The organism is Salinimicrobium sp. CAU 1759, assembly GCF_054482715.1.
Genome location: NZ_JBTLRK010000002.1, coordinates 403,490 through 419,136 on the forward strand (window position 1 = coordinate 403,490; position 15,647 = coordinate 419,136).

General features: G+C 40.2%; 19 protein-coding genes. 9 read left to right on the forward strand and 10 right to left on the reverse strand.

Features of this window, described 5'->3' with window-relative positions:
- Positions 1–55 precede the first annotated feature (55 nt).
- The gene (locus tag ACXYMT_RS12885; protein ID WP_459059511.1) at positions 56–751 is read left to right on the forward strand and encodes an arylesterase; all 696 of its coding nucleotides are present in this window, start codon (positions 56–58) and stop codon (positions 749–751) included.
- 95 nt (positions 752–846) lie between these two features.
- On the opposite strand, the gene ACXYMT_RS12890 is transcribed toward ACXYMT_RS12885, so the two are convergent.
- Entirely contained in the window at positions 847–1,911 is a 1,065-nt protein-coding gene (locus ACXYMT_RS12890; RefSeq protein ID WP_459059512.1) for an endonuclease/exonuclease/phosphatase family protein, read from the reverse strand.
- 242 nt (positions 1,912–2,153) lie between these two features.
- Here ACXYMT_RS12890 and ACXYMT_RS12895 point away from each other — a divergent pair, with 242 nt between their 5' ends.
- The 4 genes from ACXYMT_RS12895 (at position 2,154) to ACXYMT_RS12910 (ending at position 5,659) form a co-directional block, all read left to right on the forward strand.
- The gene (locus tag ACXYMT_RS12895) at positions 2,154–2,819 is read left to right on the forward strand and encodes a response regulator (RefSeq protein ID WP_459059513.1); all 666 of its coding nucleotides are present in this window, start codon (positions 2,154–2,156) and stop codon (positions 2,817–2,819) included.
- A gap of 298 nt (positions 2,820–3,117) precedes the next feature.
- On the forward strand, positions 3,118–3,666 hold the full coding sequence (locus ACXYMT_RS12900; RefSeq protein WP_459059514.1) for a hypothetical protein: 549 nt from the start codon (positions 3,118–3,120) through the stop codon (positions 3,664–3,666).
- A gap of 116 nt (positions 3,667–3,782) precedes the next feature.
- Entirely contained in the window at positions 3,783–4,544 is a 762-nt protein-coding gene (locus tag ACXYMT_RS12905; RefSeq protein ID WP_459059515.1) for a LytR/AlgR family response regulator transcription factor, read from the forward strand.
- Between the two features lie 2 nt (positions 4,545–4,546).
- Positions 4,547–5,659, forward strand: a complete 1,113-nt coding sequence (locus tag ACXYMT_RS12910) for a sensor histidine kinase (protein WP_459059516.1) — start codon at positions 4,547–4,549, stop codon at positions 5,657–5,659.
- A 3-nt stretch (positions 5,660–5,662) separates the two neighbouring features.
- Here ACXYMT_RS12910 and ACXYMT_RS12915 read toward each other — a convergent pair whose 3' ends face one another.
- Positions 5,663–6,022, reverse strand: a complete 360-nt coding sequence (locus ACXYMT_RS12915; RefSeq protein ID WP_459059517.1) for a hypothetical protein — start codon at positions 6,020–6,022, stop codon at positions 5,663–5,665.
- An 83-nt stretch (positions 6,023–6,105) separates the two neighbouring features.
- Between ACXYMT_RS12915 and ACXYMT_RS12920 the strand changes: the two genes are divergently transcribed.
- Together ACXYMT_RS12920 and ACXYMT_RS12925 are read left to right on the forward strand one after the other, a co-directional pair.
- A complete protein-coding gene (locus ACXYMT_RS12920) occupies positions 6,106–7,020 on the forward strand; it encodes a LysR family transcriptional regulator (RefSeq protein WP_459059518.1) in 915 nt (304 codons plus the stop codon).
- Positions 7,021–7,153: 133 nt separating this feature from the next.
- Positions 7,154–7,573, forward strand: coding sequence for an SRPBCC family protein (locus tag ACXYMT_RS12925; protein ID WP_459059519.1), 420 nt, complete (start codon positions 7,154–7,156; stop codon positions 7,571–7,573).
- A 24-nt stretch (positions 7,574–7,597) separates the two neighbouring features.
- Here the strand turns inward: ACXYMT_RS12925 and ACXYMT_RS12930 are convergent, their stop codons facing one another.
- The 7 genes from ACXYMT_RS12930 to ACXYMT_RS12960 all read right to left on the reverse strand — a co-directional run bounded on the left by ACXYMT_RS12930 (position 7,598) and on the right by ACXYMT_RS12960 (position 13,517).
- Positions 7,598–8,386 (reverse strand): hypothetical protein, encoded by a 789-nt coding sequence (locus ACXYMT_RS12930; RefSeq protein ID WP_459059520.1) that lies wholly within the window; start codon positions 8,384–8,386, stop codon positions 7,598–7,600.
- Between the two features lie 171 nt (positions 8,387–8,557).
- The gene (locus tag ACXYMT_RS12935; RefSeq protein WP_459059521.1) at positions 8,558–9,133 is read right to left on the reverse strand and encodes a fasciclin domain-containing protein; all 576 of its coding nucleotides are present in this window, start codon (positions 9,131–9,133) and stop codon (positions 8,558–8,560) included.
- 632 nt (positions 9,134–9,765) lie between these two features.
- Entirely contained in the window at positions 9,766–9,921 is a 156-nt protein-coding gene (locus tag ACXYMT_RS12940) for a hypothetical protein (RefSeq protein WP_459059522.1), read from the reverse strand.
- Positions 9,922–10,298: 377 nt separating this feature from the next.
- Positions 10,299–11,786 (reverse strand): S41 family peptidase, encoded by a 1,488-nt coding sequence (locus ACXYMT_RS12945; protein WP_459059523.1) that lies wholly within the window; start codon positions 11,784–11,786, stop codon positions 10,299–10,301.
- Positions 11,787–12,032: 246 nt separating this feature from the next.
- Positions 12,033–12,182, reverse strand: a complete 150-nt coding sequence (locus tag ACXYMT_RS12950; RefSeq protein WP_459059524.1) for a hypothetical protein — start codon at positions 12,180–12,182, stop codon at positions 12,033–12,035.
- Positions 12,183–12,204: 22 nt separating this feature from the next.
- The gene (locus tag ACXYMT_RS12955) at positions 12,205–12,921 is read right to left on the reverse strand and encodes a DUF3307 domain-containing protein (protein ID WP_459059525.1); all 717 of its coding nucleotides are present in this window, start codon (positions 12,919–12,921) and stop codon (positions 12,205–12,207) included.
- Positions 12,918–13,517 carry a transcriptional regulator gene (locus ACXYMT_RS12960; RefSeq protein ID WP_459059526.1) on the reverse strand — a complete coding sequence of 200 codons (600 nt, stop codon included), beginning with the start codon at positions 13,515–13,517 and terminating at the stop codon, positions 12,918–12,920. Before ACXYMT_RS12960 ends, ACXYMT_RS12955 begins: the two co-directional genes overlap by 4 nt.
- A gap of 144 nt (positions 13,518–13,661) precedes the next feature.
- On the opposite strand from ACXYMT_RS12960, the gene ACXYMT_RS12965 reads away from it, so the two are divergent.
- Positions 13,662–13,883, forward strand: coding sequence for a CDGSH iron-sulfur domain-containing protein (locus ACXYMT_RS12965; protein WP_459059527.1), 222 nt, complete (start codon positions 13,662–13,664; stop codon positions 13,881–13,883).
- Between the two features lie 289 nt (positions 13,884–14,172).
- On the opposite strand, the gene ACXYMT_RS12970 is transcribed toward ACXYMT_RS12965, so the two are convergent.
- The gene (locus ACXYMT_RS12970) at positions 14,173–14,589 is read right to left on the reverse strand and encodes a hypothetical protein (RefSeq protein WP_459059528.1); all 417 of its coding nucleotides are present in this window, start codon (positions 14,587–14,589) and stop codon (positions 14,173–14,175) included.
- A gap of 172 nt (positions 14,590–14,761) precedes the next feature.
- Here ACXYMT_RS12970 and ACXYMT_RS12975 point away from each other — a divergent pair, with 172 nt between their 5' ends.
- Positions 14,762–15,535: an XRE family transcriptional regulator gene (locus tag ACXYMT_RS12975; protein ID WP_459059529.1), complete on the forward strand. Its 774-nt coding sequence runs from the start codon at positions 14,762–14,764 to the stop codon at positions 15,533–15,535.
- Positions 15,536–15,647: the final 112 nt, after the last annotated feature.

Sequence of the window (15,647 nt, forward strand, 5' to 3'; positions counted from 1 at the left end):
AATCGCTTTCAGAAAAAGCAAAATAAGAAATGATTTCCACTTCAAGCCTGTAGCTATGAGAAACCTGTTGTATTTGCCATTTTTGACCCTTTTCCTGCTCAGCTCCTGCGGGGAGACTTCAAAGGACGAAAAAGAAGCTGAAGTAGAAACTGCTTCGGAAGTTGAAAATGAAGCTGAAGATTCTAAAGATACCGGAAAGATCCTCTTTTTTGGAGACAGCCTTACTGCTGCCATGGGATTGGATCCGGCTGATGGTTATCCTGCCGAAATCCAGGAGATCATCGACTCCCTTGGGCTTAATTACGAAGTGATCAATGCCGGCCTTAGCGGAGAAACTACCGCAGCCGGTAAGAACCGCATTGAATGGGTACTCAACCAGGATGTAGATGTTTTTGTGCTGGAACTTGGAGCCAATGACGGTCTACGCGGAATTCCGGTAGAGGAGACCAGGCGAAATCTCCAGGCCATCATTGATACGGTAAGGGAGAAAAATCCAGATGTGGAGATCATCATCGCAGGTATGCAGATCCCGCCCAATATGGGACCGGAATATACTTCAGACTTCAGAGAAGTTTTTCCTGAACTTGCCCGGGAGAATGACGTTCACCTGATTCCTTTTCTTCTGGAAGGTGTAGCCGGAAACCCCGCGCTCAATCAACAGGATGGGATCCATCCTACCGCCGAGGGTTATGATATAGTTGCACAAAATGTTTGGGAGGTTTTGAAGCCCGTGCTTATTAAAAAAGACTAAGTTCCAAAAAAGGTATTTTCGACTACCAAATTTTTTAACCGTCTCATATTAGCAACAGAATAAGCGGTGTTAAAAAAGGTGTTTTATGATCTTCTTTAGGATTGTTTTCCTTTTTCGATCTTTTCTTCTGCCCATTCTTCCTCTTCTTCTTCAGGTTCTTCAGTCTCCCCGTTCTGGTCTTTTTGAAGAGGTTGATATACTAACTTAATAAAAATGGGGAAGTGGTCTGACCCTATGTCTTCCAATCTTTTCAACTTCAGCAGCAAAAAGTCGGAGCTGTGAAATACGTGGTCCAGGGGCCATCTAAAAATAGGATATTGTGCATGAAATGTATTGAAGAATCCGCGACCGATTCGGGGATCCAGTAAGCCACTAAGGCGCAGGAACAGTTTGGTGGTGCGGGACCAGGCCACATCGTTGAGGTCACCAAAGACCAGGGTGGAATCTTTCCCGTCAATTTCTTTACCTACCAGCAGCAACTCGGCATCACGGTTTGTGGAGGTGTCATCCTCCGAAGGACTGGGAGGTTTAGGGTGCAGGCAATGGATGTTGATCATCTCACCGGTGCGCAGCTTTACCTTACCATGAACTGAAGGGATCTCTTCAGTAATTAGGTATTTGATATCGATGTCTTCCAGCTCCAGCTTGGAATAAAGGTGCATTCCATAAAGGTTGTCCTGTGGGATCTTGACAGTATAAGGATATTCTTCTTCTATAGATTCCAATTCTTTTTCCCATTCTTTGTCACTTTCAAGGGTAAGTACCAGGTCGGGATTTTCCCTGATTATAAGTTTGATAAGTTTATCGTACTTGTCATTAGTGGTTAAGACATTGCTTACCAGGACAGAAATTTGTCTTTCTACATCTTCCCCATAATATTCTTTGACCTGCTTGGAGGCAATATAGGTGTAGGGATAGATCTTTATGGCCTGGTAAATAAAACTCAGTGCCAGCAAGCCCACCATAATGTACTCCCAGATGGCGCTGAAATCAAAGGCTGTGAGACAATAAATAAAGACGGCTACAACAAGAGTACTAATTTGTAATCGTGGAAAATCGAAGTCTCTAATCCACCAGTTATCCAGTCTACTTATGGATGCTACTGTAGGAAAAAGGATCAGGATCCCCAGGATGTAAGCAGCTAATTCCGGAATATTCATATTAAGGTTAGATAGGCATATCAAATATACAGCTTTGGATTTAACTGCTAGACCCCATGATGTAAAAATGAACTTTCCAGTCTGTTTTTTTTGGAATAATAATGAAATTACTGACTGGGGATTAATGAAAAAATTCTGAAAATTTTTATCAAATTGTGGAAAACCGTAAAGACTGCTGAATAGTTTGTTTTAATTTTGAGGGTATAATTAATGAAGTCGTGGGATTACCTAAACAAGTAGAAATGTTTCGAAAAGTGTTGGTGGCCGAAGATATGGACAGCATAAACCTTGCAGTTTCAGGGTTGCTTAAAGATCTGGATATAGAGAAGGTGGAGCATGCTCAATATTGTGATGAAGCCTGGTTACTTGCGAAAAAAGCTCTTCTGGAAGGAGAACCTTTCGACCTTCTCATTTGTGATCTTTCATTTAAAAATGATCACCGTACTCAAAAACTAAACTCCGGTAAGGAGCTTATTTCTATCCTTAAAAAGGAAGATCCAGAACTTAAGATCCTGGTCAACTCCATTGAAGATCATCCGCAAACTGTGCGAGACTTATGGGAGTCGGGAAATATTGATGGTTACATTTGTAAGGACCGCCATGGAATGCGTGATTTGCAGGAAGCAATTGTAGCGGTGAACAGAGGTGAAAAATACAATTCTGCACGTATTGAAAATGTGTTGAAAAGCAACAATATGTTGATCCTGGGAGATTGGGAGATGGAGATGCTAAAGGCTGTTGCTACGGGTCATACCCAGGAAGATATTCAGGAGGATTTTAAAAACAGGAATATTTCCCCCAGCAGTAAAAGTTCCATTGAAAAAAGGTTAAAGGAATTACGTGAGGAGTTTGGTGCCAATACCACCCCTCACCTTGTAGGGATCCTCAAGGATCTTAAGTTGATATAAACAAAGAAAGGCCGTTTCTTTAAGTCGCACTTCCGAGAATGTAGGGTAATCGGAATGTTCGTAGGAGAGGCGGCTTCTTTATTTCCGTTTGTTGTTGCAGTGAGTGTCTAAAAAGGGCATTTGAAGCTTCTGTTTTTTGAAGCGAATACCAATTTATGTTGCTGCTGTTTTTACAACCCATCTCTTATCAGGTTTGTTAGGGAAGCTTACTCTCTATTGGTCATTCACATCATTAGGGTCTATAGAGGCGCATTCATGACTTAGTTTTGGTGATATAATAATCCTAAAACTTAAAGCTATGAAAACGCTCATTTTTTATCTCGTACTACTCGTATTCGGAACAGGTCATGCACAGCAAATCACTGAACTTAAGGAAGCAAAAGTTGGATTTGCACCGCTTTCTTCAGAAGTAAAAAAATCTGGGAATAGCTTCTCATTTAATGTGAAGGAATCTTATGCCGGAGAATTTGAAAAAGATCCTCTGGCTTTTATGGACGCCTATTTCGATATTGAAAATTTCATCAACGCGCTAAGCCATGAAGATTACGATTCTTATGAAGTAAGTTTTGTAAGCAGAAAAGGCATTTTAAAAGCCGACTTCAATGCTGAGGGGGATTTGGTAAGGAGCAGCTCAAGATTTAAAAACATTGTTTTGCCAGAGAAACTAAGAAGTCAGCTCTACCGTGATCATAAAGGTTGGGCCATGACCAAAAATGTCCATATCACCAGGGGTAATGCCGGCATCCTTAATAAAAGCTATTATAAGATCAAGCTCGAGAACGGAAAAGACCGAAAAAGGATCACTTTGGAGGCTCCTCTGGGAGGAACAGAAGTGGCGAGCAAATAATCTATAAGTTTTTGATCCCATACCATCAGACGACTTTAGCGTTTGATGGTTTTTACATGGCAGGAGTAGCAGGGACAATAAAAATCTTTAAATTGGAGAAACAAAATACTACTGGTATGAAGGCACTTGTCATTGATGACGAGGAATTGGCTCGGCGGCGGGTCGTAAACCTTCTGGAAGATGTTTCAGAGATTGAGGTGATAGGGGAGTGTTCGAATGGACAGACCGCTATCAAAAGGATCAATGCTGAAAAACCTGATATTATTTTTCTCGATATCAATATGAAAGATATGAATGGTTTTGAAGTCCTGCAAAAGATTGAGACCAGGCCCAAACCAGTGGTTGTTTTTGTTACTGCCTACGATTCCTACGCCACCCGGGCTTTTGATGTTGAAGCTTTTGATTTTCTACTGAAGCCTTTTAAAGACCAGCGGTTCTTCAAAACCGTTGAGCGGGTATTAAATACCAGCAGAACGGAAGCCGATGATCTCTTTGAACAAAGGATCAAAGAGCTGTTCAGGGTCTTTTCGAGGGAAGCTCAACAGGGAAAGCTCAATAAAATTGCGGTGAAACAAGGAAACAAGACGGTACTTATAGATCCGTCAAATATTCTTTACATCATAGCCTCAGGATATTATGCCGAGATCTGTACAGGAGAAGGAAAATATGTCTTGAGAGAATCTTTGAACAACCTCGAGGAGCAGTTGGAGGGCGGAAATTTCTTCAGGATACACCGCTCTACGATCGTCAACATTGAGCATGTTAAGGAAATAGTACATTCAGACTACTCTGAAGTTGATGCAAGAATGAAGGATAATAAGTTGCTTCACATAAGTAAAGCGAACAAGAAAGAATTTCTTGAAAAACTGGGGATCTGAACATGAAACTAAAAAAATATATCGACCTCAAGCTCATCCTACTACTGGCGGGATTCTACGGTTTGTTCAACCTGGTCTTTATAACAAAGTCGGCTTACCTGCGAACGGTTTTTCCGGATATGAAGCGAGAGTCGTGGTTTGATTTTCTTATCAATAATATACTTATAGATTGGCTGATAGTGGTCTTATATATGAGCATTATTGCCATAAGTACAAAACGTTTTCTAAATAAAAATTACTCATGGGTTAAGATCATAAGCATTCACGTAATTTTTTCTCTGCTTATTGGTTTTATAATCAGGCTTATTTTTGATATCTACAGCATCCTCACCGGATTGTTTACCATTGAAGAGTACCAGCCCGAAGAGAGTTTTACCAGGTTCATGATCGTGGTTGACCTCAATTTCCTTATTTATTTTGCCATGACCTTTATTATCTATACCTACTATTACGTAAAACAGGTAAAGGAGGCGGAGCAACACCGGGCGCAGTTGGAAACTCAGCTGGTCAATACCCGAATGAAGATGCTTTCTTCGCAATTACAGCCGCACTTTCTCTTCAATACTCTTAACAGTATTGCTGTTCTTGCCGATCTTGATAAGGAGAAGGCCAAAGACACCATTGCAGATCTTAGCGACTTTTTAAGGGAGATCCTATACAGTGGAGACGAGACAGTGATCCCTTTGGAAAGAGAGCTGCGAACTCTTGAATACTACCTGAATATTCTAAAGGTAAGATTCTCAGATCACCTAAAAATAAATCAGGAGGTCGACCCAGAACTGTTGTCAAAAAGGGTGCCTGCTCTGTTGCTACAGCCAATCCTGGAAAATTCGATAAAACACGGTTATTCCTATGAACATACAGATCTGGAAATATTGATCAGAATCTATTTAGAAAGAAATGATCTCATTATTGAAGTCATAAATGATGGAGCAGGACTTCATGAAGACCAAGAGGAGCTGGTGAAAAAAGGAAAGGGATTGGCGAATATAAATGCCCGCCTGGCAAATCTATATGGAAATGATTACAGCTTCGTTGTGAGAAATAAAAGGCAGGGAACAGGAGTAGAAACAGTAGTAAGGATCCCGGCCACTCCACATTCCATAGCCCTCTGATATTTAGTTGATCATCCAGACCAAAATTGTAAGCAGGCCAAGCAACATAAAAAGCAGAATGCTCAAGGTGGGTTTATAAAGAGGAGCGTTATCTGCTTTTTTACTGGTTAAAGCCAGATTCGGTGCCAGTGGTTTCTGCTGATCTAAAAAAGAACGAACACCTACTTCTTTCGCCTTTCTGCCGTTTACCGTAAGCTCCAGTTTTTCCATGTTAATGGAAATCAGTTCATGTTTGAACAACTCATTAAGGTGGAAGGTATTTTCAGATAAAAGGATCACAGTAGGATCACCCTTGTCAATAAGATCGAGTAGCTTATCACACTTTGTTTCAGGTTCTTCAACCGCTGTATTTGGATGATTCATGCTCCCGGGTTATTCATACAAAAGTAAGTAGTCAGTCGATAAGTTTTTATTTATATATTTAATCGCTTATATAAAAATTTTTAATGAATATAACCTTCCATCAACTGCAGGTGTTTTTAAAGGTATGTGAGACCTTGAGCATAACCAGGGCTGCCGAAGAACTTCACCTTAGCCAGCCGGCTGTATCCATACAGATAAGGAATTTACAGGAGCAGTTTGAAATACCTCTTTTGGAGGTAATTGGGAGGAGGTTGTTTATCACCGATTTTGGAAAGGAAATAGCAGAGGTGTCCCGGAGGATCCTTGGGGAGGCAGAGTCTATGAAATCCAGGGCAGCAGCATATAAAGGCCAAATTATCGGGAAATTGAACATTAGTGTGGTTTCGACAGGAAAGTATGTGATGCCATACTTTCTAACTGATTTTCTTAATCAGCATCCAGATATTGAACTGCTGCTTGATGTGACTAACCGGGCAAGGGTGCTGGAAAGTCTTGCAAACAATGAGGTTGATTTTACTTTACTTTCCCTCTATCCCGAAAACTTAAAGGTGGAGCACATCGACCTAATGGATAATGAATTATATCTCATTGGTTCCAAAGATTCAGGTTTTAAGGAGCCCCGGGATAAGAGCTTTTTAGGTAGGGTCCCTCTCATCTTCAGGGAACAGGGATCGGGAACTTTGAAAACCATGGAAGGTTTTTGCAAACAACATAACCTTAAAGTAAATAAACGCCTGGAATTGACCTCCAATGAAGCCGTTAAGCAGGCAGTAATTGCAGGTTTAGGGTATTCAATCATGCCTGTAATAGGGATAAGGCAGGAATTAAAGAGCGGGGATCTTAAGATCATTCCTATTGATGGTTTTCCCATTAAATCCACCTGGAAGCTGGTTTGGCTTAAATCCAAAAAATTATCCCCTGTTGCCGAGGCATATCGCTCTTTTATTCAGAAAGAAAAGAGCAGGATCATTTCCACTCATTTTGCAAATATCACGTAGAGGGTGACTCAAAGACCTGTTGCGAAAGGTGCCAAAAAAGATAAATTATTCACTTTTTTCATCGGCTGTTTTCGTAATTTTAAATAGCTGAATATCAATTAAAAAAGAAATTCTAATTGAATAAGAACAGGCTATGAAAACAGGTAAGATCACAGTTGATACCCTGGTGCCGCTTCCGGTAGAGAAGGTATGGCATTTGTGGACGGACCCGGAACATATCAGGCAATGGAATTTTGCCACACCCGATTGGCACACTCCTCATGCCGAGAACGACTTAAGAAAAGAGGGCTCTTTTACTTATAGAATGGAGGCAAAGGATGGCAGTGCAGGTTTTGAATTCACCGGGAAATATGATGAGATTGAGCCTCACAGTTTTATTCGATATACCCTGGGAGACGGCAGGGAGGTAAGCATACATTTCAAACCTGTAGACAACGCTACTTTTATAGAGGAATCATTTGAGCCTGAAGCAGAAAACAGCCGCGAAAGGCAGCGGGATGGCTGGCAGGCTATCCTGGAGAATTTCAGGAAATATGCCGAACAACAAACCTAAAGGCCAGGGCAGAACAAGCTATATTTATGGCCAGTCAAGGTGGAAAACCACATGCAGGTCAACAGTTTCATCAACTAGTTCCACTGTTTCGGGACGGGCTTCTATCTTGTCCCGGAGTTCGATCTTGTAAGAGAGCCTGTCCAGTAAGAGATTTTGACTCATCCCTCCGCCATCAACATCGGCGAGACTGAAATCGAACCCAAAACCAGGATTGACATAAAGATCCTCTTCTGTAAGATCCCAGCTTAGGCTACTTTCATTTTCATGAACTTCTGAAATGAACCAGGTGGCAGTTCGCAGTTCATTTTTCACAAATCCCGCCTGATGCAATTTTTCCAGACCAAATATTAGATCAGCAAGCCGGTCTTCGCCGGTAGCTTCGGGATCCCAGGTATTTCCCTGATCATAAAAATTTATAATTTCTATACCCATGATCTTTACTGTATTGCCCGGAGCAACTTCAAAACTAAGTTCTTTTTTAAGCACCTTTCCATTGAGATCCTTGAATTCCAGGATCACTGGATAAGTCCCGGGAAAAGGAAACTGGAAGTAGAGTTGAATGCCTTGTTCAAGGCTCTTTCCATCAAAAGCAGAATATGCCCTGCTACTGCTTTCTCTCACCCACTTGATTTCAGATAAAGGAGTATCGGTCTTAAAGCTCACCACTGCCGTTTCATCTACATCAAGAGAGAGGGATGAAGGGATAAGATCTACCTCAAACTTTACGGAAGTTTCTTCGGTTGGGGAATTGGGTTCAGGACTGCAGGAGGCCAATAGGAAGGTCAGTAAAACTACGCTAAAAATTTTCTTCATTGAATAGCTGATGATTCAGCTAATATAATGGTTTTCTGTTTTTATTCTGAAGAAAAAGGGATGAAGACAAGCTTTTTCTTGGTTCTGAAACTTAACAACAAAAAAACTAAAAAGGCTGTTCTAAAGAACAGCCTTTTGCAGAATTTTACCTGGTGGCAAAAACCAATCTTTTTAAAGTTCAATTGGTAAAAGTACTGCGTCAATCACGTGAATTATCCCGTTGGAAGCTGTAATATTTGCTGGCCCTATGTTGGCAGTATTGCCAACAGCCATTATTTTAAGGTCGTTGGTAACCCAAAATGATTCTCCAAGCAAAGTTTCAATTTGCCTTGGATTCTTTTTAGGAACAACGCTGTTAGCTGCTCTACGTCCTTCTACTACGTGGTATAGTAAAACGGTTTCCAGAAGTTCGGGTGTAACCTCAATTTCATTATCAGCTAATGCTGCCAAGGCTGCATCAAAAGCGGCGTTAGTCGGCGCGAAAACGGTATATTGATCATTACTATAAGCAAACATGTCTCCATAGTTAGTACCTAATTCCTCGTCTACAAGGCCAATTACATCGAGGAGGGTTGAGAACCCTGCTTCATCAGCAATTGCAGCAATAGACATATCGCCCGGTGCCGGAGCTGCTTTATCAGACTTTGTTGCTGCTTGAGTCTGTAACCCGGCGTTAAGTTGAGATTCGTTCATCTCTTCTTTTGAACAGGAAAAGAACACCAGGGAGAGTACTGCTATTAATAGCAAATTTCCTGACAATTTCTTCACGGAGGTCAATAAAACATTTTTCATAATTACAAGAGTTAAAGGTTATTATGAGCTAAAGATAAACAAGTCATCTCTATTGTTTATATTTTTAACAGTAAATTAAAACAGAAATGATGGTGAATGTAGCATAAAATAAATATTGTTTTTAAATATTATAAGTATGCTAAACAGGGTGTCGAGCTTATCATATGTAATAACTCTGTAGCAATACCAAATTCTCAAGGAAGGCAAAAAATATAAGCCTCCGGGAAATAAGGTGTTGAGAGTAATGACTTGGAGTTAGATCAGGCGGGGTGTCTTAAATTTCCTTTAGTAATAAGTAGGCAAGGTTAAAGACTGCCGTTTTACTTGCTCAAGATGAGGTAATACAGAAAGCATCCTGACATAACTAATAAGCCAAGGATGAGCTGTGCCTTCAATAACCACGAATCCCGGGTAATGTAGTTCCTGTAATTGTGCAGATTCCTTTTTTTAGCTTATTGTGCCTTCCCATAGCCTACTCATTTCAAGTCCTTGAACGGAGCAGAATATTAGAAGGACGGAGTGAAGCTAATTTTGTTTCAGCTTAGTAGCAGGTTTAACATCAATTTAATTCAAGCGAGGAAAGTTTTTTAAAAAATGAACCAAAGTAAAAATGCAGCCAGACCAAGGAGCAGGATCGCCAGGAATACGAATTGTCCTCTTAAGAAAAGCCAGTCCCAGTTTATCTGAGAAACATATGCCTGAAAGAAATCTCTTCTCTTAAGTTGCTTTTCTGTTGCTTTCATAACTTTTCGCTGTTGGTTCTACAGGAGTACGGCAATTTCAATTCCAAAACTTTATTTTCCTCATTGAGGGTCTTATAAATTTGTTCTTAAAAACTAAGGGATGTGAAAAATTTAAAAAAATTGCTTCCGCAATTCCTACAGTTTGTAAGGGTTGTAAGGATTTACAAAAAATCTGACAAGCATAAAAATTCTCTTTGCACTTGAGCTATCTTCTTATGCCGTTAATCGAACAAGAGGGTTGGGAGTGATGAAAATTTCTACAAAATGTGTGGAATTTCAAATTGTTTTTCAGCAGCAAGAATTGGTAGGGCATAAAAAATGCCCCCAATAAGTGTCTAACTTTTTGGGGGCATTCTACCATGGAGAGGTTTTAATTTCTATTTTCTTTTAAGGATATCAGGAACTTTATCCAGGTACATTCTCTGGTAATCTGGTTGGAACATATCACCATCTCCCACGATCTTTAAATTGCTCTCTTTTGCCTTCTGTTGTGCAGATGTTGTTGCACTTATGGAAATTCCCTGCATGTGATCTAAAGCAGCTCTAAGGAAGGGTTCCTCAGGATCCCCCAAGATTCCCAAATTATTAATATTCTCGGAGATCTCCACATCGGGAAACAATCCATCTACATAATCTGATTTTCCGTCTACGTTTGCCGACTTTAAAACCAGGGGCTGCAGAGCATATTTGTGATTCTTGTTCACTCCTGACTTTGAAAAGTCTTCACTGTCATACAAAGTAACCGAGGCCTGGAATTTACCGGTGGTAGGTTCGCCGATCTGAACTACATCAATATAAGGTTCCAGTCCATTTATAATAAGTTCACTGGCCGAGGCTGTACTCTCTGTTGTCAATACATACACCTTGGAAAGATTGAGGCTGTTAATAGCTTGTCCGTTTCTTATTTTATTGTCAAATAGTTGAGTGAGTCTTTCGGGATCATTAGCTTCAAAATAAGCCTGATACTCTTCATTCCACTGTTCTCTCATAAAAACCTGCCCGTTGAACTGTCCTGTGATCATACTGGCAAGGTCAATCGCCGTTTCCACATTTCCACCTCCATTGTATCTAAGATCCAGTACCAATTCGCTCACGCCCTGACCTTTTAGTTCTCCAAAGGCAAGATTAAGCTCATCATCGAAATTGGCAATGAAGCTGTTATACATGAGGTATCCTACTTTTTTTCCGTTAAGATCAATGGTCTTTACTACATGAACAGGATTCTCGGTATAAGTGGACTGGCTTAAAGTGACAGTTTCGTCTGTAAGAACCAGGGTTCCATCCTCAACCTTACCAATATTAATAGTAAAGGTATTATTGTCAAGAAGAGACTGTAGGTTATTAATAGTCAGTTTCTGCCCGTTGATCTCTGTGAAAACTGTACCCCGGGTAAGGCCGGCTTCTGCAGCCGAAGTATTCGGGATCACATATTGTAAGAATCCGAAAAGGTTGTCTGTACCACTAATGCGACCCAGACCAAATTCCATTCCGGCGGTACTGCTGCTTATTCCATTAAAACGATCTTCCAAAGCCTCATAGTCATCGGTCATAAAACTAAAGCGGTCGTCATTTGATTTCAGGCTTTCAAAAAGATTTTCAGGGGAAGTAAATCCGGCAAGAAAATCAAATTTTTCATCTTCTGTCGCAAAGTAATCGTTTGCAAGAACCGATACATCCGCTTTATATAGATAGATCTCATTCATTCCTGAATAGATAAAATCCTCTACTTCAAGAGCTGTATTGTCAACAGTCTCTTCAGGATTTTTAGAGTTAAGGTTTTGCTCCAGGACCTCATCATCTTTTGAACAGGAAGTAAATATCAGGGCAAAAAAGGCAAATAGCAGGGGGAAATTCTTCATCTTCATATACAATGGTTTTAGTGATTAAAGTAAAACCTGGGGGAATAGCTTTACCGGTACTTAATACTCAGCAATCGTGCCAATTTTCGTTAAAACTGCTGGTGTGAGGTTGTTATAAAGCTAATAATGAAGGTGTTGCATGTGATTTCTTAATGCAAAGGATCTATTATAACCTGCTCCTCAAAAGTGGCTTAAAGAAGTGCCGAAAATACCTTTAGAAATGACATTTTTGGAACCCGATTAGGTGAGGTTCTAATTGAGCTTATTCTTCTCGTCCTCTTCTTTTTCGGTCTTTTTCACCTGTTTCTTAAGCCTTACCACGGTATAGATCAAAACGGCTATGATCACTACGCTCATCACGATGCCAAAGCCCCAAGCAGTATTTGATACGAAGTCGAACATGATCTTTAAGATAAACAATTTTTTAAAGCCGTGATGCTGTGGCAAGGTAAAGAAGCCCTGCTGCTATAGCTAGTGCAAAACTTAATAGGGTGCCAATAAGTACATATTCGGTAAGTTTGCGGTCTTTGGCCCTTGAAAGGTCACTGAAGCGCAGAATTGATTTTGCTGCTATGAGCCAGCCAATTGCTGCCCATTGCTGGAGCACGATAAACCCGAAGACAAGAAACCTCTCGAGGATGCCGATGTATTTTCCTGCCTGGGGAAGCGAATCGGCTTCTTTATCTTCCGGCAATTCCCACCTGCTCATGAGCAACCGCATAAGAACAGCTGCAAAGGGACCAAGGAGAACAAGCGCAATTCCCAGTGTAAGAGCCGCAGGGGTAAAGAAAATTTCCAGATCTATCTTAAAGGGATAATAGCTGTAGATGACTCCCGCGAGGACGAGGAGGTGGGTAGTCTGGTCGAGCACAAAGAGCCTGGTGTTTTTATAATGATCCTCAAGGTATAGTTTAGTAAGATCTATAAGCAGATGCGTGATCAAAATAATAATGATCCCGATCCAATATTGAATGTGGAATTCAAAAAGCACCAACATTGCCAGAGCATGAATCCCTATATGAGCATAGAGCAGGGGACTGCGGTACTTTTTTTGCCTTTTTTGAGTGACCCAGCTATCGGGCTGGAGCAGGAAATCTCCCAGCAGGTGGGCAAATATTAATTTTAAGGCAAAAGCTGTCATAGGTCCATTATTTCTTTGCGGTAGTAAGTTTCCAGCTGCATGATCTCTTCATATCCTCCTCTTTTAAGAGCTTCGCTTAAGCTGCTTTGGGATTTCCCGAGTATTCCTGCCATTTCTGTCTGGCTTTTCTCGGGGTGTTGTAAAAAGGAACTAACGGTTGCGGCTACAGTTGGACTCCAGCTGTTCATTGTTAATAAAGCCAGGCTAAAAAATAAATTGAGAATTTCATCTTTTGACTTATTGCCCGTGGAAATACCCATCAGCTGTTTCTTGAGATCTTCAAAACAAACTCCAGATCTTACATAGGCAGATCCATTGGATTCGCTGATGCTGTTGCCTTGGTAATCTTCTTCTCCAATTCCTATAGCTAAACGTACGTCCAGATCTTTCTTTTGCTTAATTGCCGCTTTGATTTGCAGTGAAGCCTTTAATGAAAGCTGGGGCTCCAACCGTAGCTGAAAACTATCTCCTCTAAAGATTTCCCAATCTTGGGTATGGCTTCCGTAAAGCTGCAGACTTTCTTTAAGCACATACAGCCAGTCTTCGGCTGCGGCTTGTCTGGAATTCACTATATCTCCTGTTACTACTGCAATCATGGCAGCAATATCGGATTAAGAAACGATATATGCAAATATCGGGTTATAATCCGATAATCATATTTATTGGGTAAATAATCGTTCGTGAGGGAAAGGCTGGTTACAGGTTTATTGTTATCTTGATTTCCACTTAAAAGATTATTTATGTCAAAAACAACTATTAAAGTAAACAGTAATGGATCCCTTCTGGTTTCGGGACAATTTGAGATCGTCGATAAGAATGGAAGAAATTATGATTTAGGAGGCAGGGACAAAGTTAGTCTTTGCCGCTGCGGTAAATCGGCTAATAAACCTTTTTGTGACGGCTCGCACCGCGGACATTTTGAGCACGAGGCCGAAGCTTTTGACCTTCCAAAAAAGCCATAACCGGGTTTGATTTTTTTTTCAGCTTAACATTTGATTTGCCCTTATTCTGCCCTAAAATCCTGGTGGACTCTAGGTTTTTTCATGTAATTGTAGAGATTAGCCTATGAAAATGACCGGTGTGGGCATAATAGCTTTTGAAATAACAAATAAGCGTTAAAAGTATGATTAATAGGAATAACAATAATTAATTCCTCATATTACCAATTATGGAATATCTGTTAATTGGTCTTTCTTTTGCAATTTTAGCCCTGATAATCCTATTTATCTTAAGTAACGGAAAAAAATAATTTTAGCTGTATTCCGAAAGCCTGTTCTCCAAAAAATTCTTCTGTTGTAAAAGCTTTTTTGTTACTGAGTGGGACAATCTGTGGTTGTACAGGAGATTGTAATAAAGCCGAACGTTTTTTCGCTCCAGCTTGGAATTATCAGTAGCAGGAATTCGTTCATAGATACTGCTCCCTGTTTCAATTAAAGATGCTAAAGATCTGGCCACCATGCGTTGGGGTATTGATATTCTTCTTTCCAGTCTTTTAATGATCTTCCTTAACTCTGTTTCTATTTTATTTCGCTGCTCAATTTCATCCCGGATCTTGCACATTTCTTCGTCTGTCTTAGAATTATCCAAACTTCTTCGGGCCGTTCTTATCAGAAGGTTGTTTACGGACTGAATTCTTATAATGCGGGAATGGAGCATGACCTTCTTCATGTTTATGAATTCGTTAATAAAAGATTAAAATTATTTCCTGAATTAAATTACCCTCTAATTTTATTAACATAACCTTAACAAAATTTTAGAAGGTTTTATGACCTTTCGTCATATGTCTGAAAATGCATCATAAAAAGCCTCACCTTTGTAATACAAGCATCCCAATTATCTGATGAAGAAGAATACAAGCATATCACTTCGTGAAGCCATTGGATCCAGGATCAGAGAGTTGCGTAAAAAGCACCAGTATTCTCAAACCTTTGTAGCCAATGGTCTCTCCATTACTCAGGCGGCTTATTCACGTATAGAGAATTCCAGTAACGGCATTGTCGTAGACCACATAATTAAACTTAGCGGGCTATACCAGGTTACTACTGATTACATTCTAAAAGGAAATGATAGATTAGTAGAGATGACTACAAAGAATGGATTTGTACCTTTTATGTCCCTGAGAGCTCAGGCCGGATTCATTGAGGCTAATGAGAAAGTGATAAATTATGACCAGACTGACTGGTTTAAAATACCTGGATTCAATCCCTCTCTCGATCAAAAGTTGTTTGAAGTAGAAGGGAATAGTATGGCCCCTACGATCCTTCCCAGGGATATCCTTATTTGCCAGGAGCAACCTAAAGCAAAAAATCTATTAAATGGTACTTTGGTGTTGCTCGTTACCAATAAGGAGGTAGTGGTGAAGCGGTTTGAAAATCTTTTAAAAGATAGCATGAGACTTAGTAGTGACAACCCTACAGATACCGAACCAACTATTGAAATTTCCCTTAAAGACATCAAACATATAATGATAGTATGCGGGAAGATCACCAGTGCCCTTGTTCCTCATCATCAAATTGTTTCTGAAGGAAAGATGAAGTCATTGGAGGAGTCAGTAAACCTCCTGAAAAAAGAATTATTTGCTATAAATAAAAAACTACACTCCCGCGAGAACTAAGGAAATTTCTATACAGATTTTCCCCGGTGACCGGGTATTTTCTCCCTCACCAGCTGATTATCATCTTTAAAATTCTTTTAAATACCTCAAAAAGAAGCTTTTATTGAATCCT

Bases quoted from the DNA above. Each gene is read 5' to 3' on its own strand.
- ACXYMT_RS12885 (WP_459059511.1), top strand. From the start codon at position 56: ATGAGAAACCTGTTGTATTTGCCATTTTTGACCCTTTTCCTGCTCAGC.
- ACXYMT_RS12890 (WP_459059512.1), bottom strand. From the start codon at position 1,911: ATGAATATTCCGGAATTAGCTGCTTACATCCTGGGGATCCTGATCCTT.
- ACXYMT_RS12895 (WP_459059513.1), top strand. From the start codon at position 2,154: ATGTTTCGAAAAGTGTTGGTGGCCGAAGATATGGACAGCATAAACCTT.
- ACXYMT_RS12900 (WP_459059514.1), top strand. From the start codon at position 3,118: ATGAAAACGCTCATTTTTTATCTCGTACTACTCGTATTCGGAACAGGT.
- ACXYMT_RS12905 (WP_459059515.1), top strand. From the start codon at position 3,783: ATGAAGGCACTTGTCATTGATGACGAGGAATTGGCTCGGCGGCGGGTC.
- ACXYMT_RS12910 (WP_459059516.1), top strand. From the start codon at position 4,547: ATGAAACTAAAAAAATATATCGACCTCAAGCTCATCCTACTACTGGCG.
- ACXYMT_RS12915 (WP_459059517.1), bottom strand. From the start codon at position 6,022: ATGAATCATCCAAATACAGCGGTTGAAGAACCTGAAACAAAGTGTGAT.
- ACXYMT_RS12920 (WP_459059518.1), top strand. From the start codon at position 6,106: ATGAATATAACCTTCCATCAACTGCAGGTGTTTTTAAAGGTATGTGAG.
- ACXYMT_RS12925 (WP_459059519.1), top strand. From the start codon at position 7,154: ATGAAAACAGGTAAGATCACAGTTGATACCCTGGTGCCGCTTCCGGTA.
- ACXYMT_RS12930 (WP_459059520.1), bottom strand. From the start codon at position 8,386: ATGAAGAAAATTTTTAGCGTAGTTTTACTGACCTTCCTATTGGCCTCC.
- ACXYMT_RS12940 (WP_459059522.1), bottom strand. From the start codon at position 9,921: ATGAAAGCAACAGAAAAGCAACTTAAGAGAAGAGATTTCTTTCAGGCA.
- ACXYMT_RS12945 (WP_459059523.1), bottom strand. From the start codon at position 11,786: ATGAAGATGAAGAATTTCCCCCTGCTATTTGCCTTTTTTGCCCTGATA.
- ACXYMT_RS12950 (WP_459059524.1), bottom strand. From the start codon at position 12,182: ATGTTCGACTTCGTATCAAATACTGCTTGGGGCTTTGGCATCGTGATG.
- ACXYMT_RS12955 (WP_459059525.1), bottom strand. From the start codon at position 12,921: ATGACAGCTTTTGCCTTAAAATTAATATTTGCCCACCTGCTGGGAGAT.
- ACXYMT_RS12960 (WP_459059526.1), bottom strand. From the start codon at position 13,517: ATGATTGCAGTAGTAACAGGAGATATAGTGAATTCCAGACAAGCCGCA.
- ACXYMT_RS12965 (WP_459059527.1), top strand. From the start codon at position 13,662: ATGTCAAAAACAACTATTAAAGTAAACAGTAATGGATCCCTTCTGGTT.
- ACXYMT_RS12970 (WP_459059528.1), bottom strand. From the start codon at position 14,589: ATGAAGAAGGTCATGCTCCATTCCCGCATTATAAGAATTCAGTCCGTA.
- ACXYMT_RS12975 (WP_459059529.1), top strand. From the start codon at position 14,762: ATGAAGAAGAATACAAGCATATCACTTCGTGAAGCCATTGGATCCAGG.